4 protein-coding genes are annotated in these 1,736 nt (G+C 61.8%); all 4 read left to right on the top strand.

Annotated features, from left to right (window positions below; genetic code table 11):
* Positions 1 to 51: 51 nt before the first annotated feature.
* Positions 52 to 216 (top strand): hypothetical protein, encoded by a 165-nt coding sequence (locus I6F47_RS20195; RefSeq protein WP_181870818.1) that lies wholly within the window; start codon positions 52 to 54, stop codon positions 214 to 216.
* On the top strand, positions 216 to 746 hold the full coding sequence (locus I6F47_RS20190; RefSeq protein WP_114488340.1) for an NUMOD4 domain-containing protein: 531 nt from the start codon (positions 216 to 218) through the stop codon (positions 744 to 746). The genes I6F47_RS20195 and I6F47_RS20190 overlap by 1 nt, the downstream gene beginning before the upstream one ends.
* On the top strand, positions 743 to 1,039 hold the full coding sequence (locus tag I6F47_RS20790; protein WP_197184445.1) for a DUF2800 domain-containing protein: 297 nt from the start codon (positions 743 to 745) through the stop codon (positions 1,037 to 1,039). Before I6F47_RS20190 ends, I6F47_RS20790 begins: the two co-directional genes overlap by 4 nt.
* Positions 1,015 to 1,736, top strand: a 722-nt coding sequence (locus tag I6F47_RS20180) for a DUF2800 domain-containing protein (RefSeq protein WP_197184444.1), incomplete at its 3' end; no start/stop codon positions are given. The genes I6F47_RS20790 and I6F47_RS20180, both read left to right, overlap by 25 nt.

Here is a 1,736-nt window from a genome sequence, read left to right as displayed (position 1 = left end):
GTGCAGGGCCTGCTGGCACCGGCTGCGGACGCTGATTTGGGCCTGTAAATCATGACCGCGTTCCTCTGGTGCGTCTTCGCGTACATGGGCATCGCGGTTGTGTTGGACCTCATCGTTGCAAACGAGAGCGGCGGCATGGACAAGGGCGACATTTTCGGCGTGCTGGTGCACGGCGCCCTGCTCGCTGGGGCAACTTACTTTTTGGCGGTGAACTGATGGACGAAATCTGGAAACCCATTGAGGGCTACCCACTTTATGAGGTTAGCAGCCTCGGGCGTGTCCGAAGTGTGGATCGCGTCGTGTTCAACAAGGGCAGTGGGCGGTCGTATCCTGTGTGCGGAAAAATACTTCGGTGCCGCCCCGATGCCGACGGCTATCGGCTCGTTACGATCTACGCCGGAGATTCCGTTGCGCACATGAAAGTGCACCGCCTCGTTGCTGCCGCTTTTCTTGGCGATAGCCAAGAAGCGACTGTGAATCACAAGAACGGAATTCGTCACGACAACGCGCTCGGCAACCTGGAGTGGATGACACATCTGGAAAACTTGGAGCACGCTCGTACTGTCCTCGGCACTCGGTCAGGCCAAAAGAACCCCATCGTTGGAACCCACGCGGTTACCGGCGACAAGATTGGTTTCTTGACGGTGGTGGCAGCTTGGCGCGCAGGCTTCAATCGCACCCGCATGCATTTAGCGTTGCGCGATGCTAGTCGTGTCTATCAAGGCTATAAGTGGGAGTACGCATGACATACCATGCCCGTCTTTCTCCGTCGAGCGCCGCAAGATGGACGAGCTGCACCGCGTCCGTGGGTGCCCAGGAGGGTGTCCCGAACGAGGGCAACGAGGCCGCGCGCCGGGGGACCGCCTGCCACCAGATGCTCGAAGAGATGCTGTTGGACCCGAGCATCGACCCGCAGAGCTATCTGGGGCGAAATCTGGTGTTCTTGGAAGGCCGCGAAGTCTGGGTGAACCCGGGTTGCGCGGGGCCGCTCTCGAAAGANGAAATCTGGTGTTCTTGGAAGGCCGCGAAGTCTGGGTGAACCCGGGTTGCGCGGGGCCGCTCTCGAAAGAGATCGTAACCATCGACCAAGAGCTGATCGACATCTCGACCACGGCTGTGAACTACGTGCGTGAGCGCGCAGCCCTCACCGGCGCCGAGATGCTTGTGGAGCGCGCCGTCCCCATCGGTCAGTTCACCGGCGAGGAAGGTGCCACCGGCCGCACGGACGTGACCTTGATCTACGGCACCACGGTGGAGGTCATCGACCTCAAGGGCGGCCGTGGCCGCGTGGATGCCTACGACGTGATCGTGCCTGCCACCACGGACATGATCACCGGCAAGCCCGTACCCGAAGTGGTGCGCGCCAACCTGCAGATGGCAGGCTATGCGCTGGGGACCATTGAGGAACTTGGCCTGCTCTACGACATCCGCGACGTGGTGATGACCATTGTGCAGCCTGCCATCGGCCACCTCAGCACCTACTCTTGCTCGATTGACGAGCTGCGTGAGGTCGAAGCGTTCCTGCGGCAGAAGGCCGAAGAGACGCGCACCAACCCGCAGTACGTGCCGTCGGCCGACGCATGCCACTTCTGCCGCGCCTCCGGCAATTGCAAGGCGCAGACGGAGATGGTGGTGAACCTCGCGCTCGAAGGCTTCGACACCGACGAGCCCAAGGTGCGCACCCCCGCCGAGATCGAGCTGGGCGAAGCCTACCGCCTCGTGCCGCTGGTCTCCAC

The sequence above is a fragment of the Pseudoalteromonas sp. NZS37 genome (genome assembly GCF_015864265.1).
GTDB classification, from domain to species: Bacteria; Pseudomonadota; Gammaproteobacteria; order Enterobacterales; family Alteromonadaceae; genus Pseudoalteromonas; species Pseudoalteromonas arctica.
Note: the sequence above shows the minus strand (reverse complement) of the source record. Positions and strands in the feature narration are given on the sequence as shown.

Bases quoted from the DNA above. Each gene is read 5' to 3' on its own strand.
- I6F47_RS20195 (WP_181870818.1), top strand. From the start codon at position 52: ATGACCGCGTTCCTCTGGTGCGTCTTCGCGTACATGGGCATCGCGGTT.
- I6F47_RS20190 (WP_114488340.1), top strand. From the start codon at position 216: ATGGACGAAATCTGGAAACCCATTGAGGGCTACCCACTTTATGAGGTT.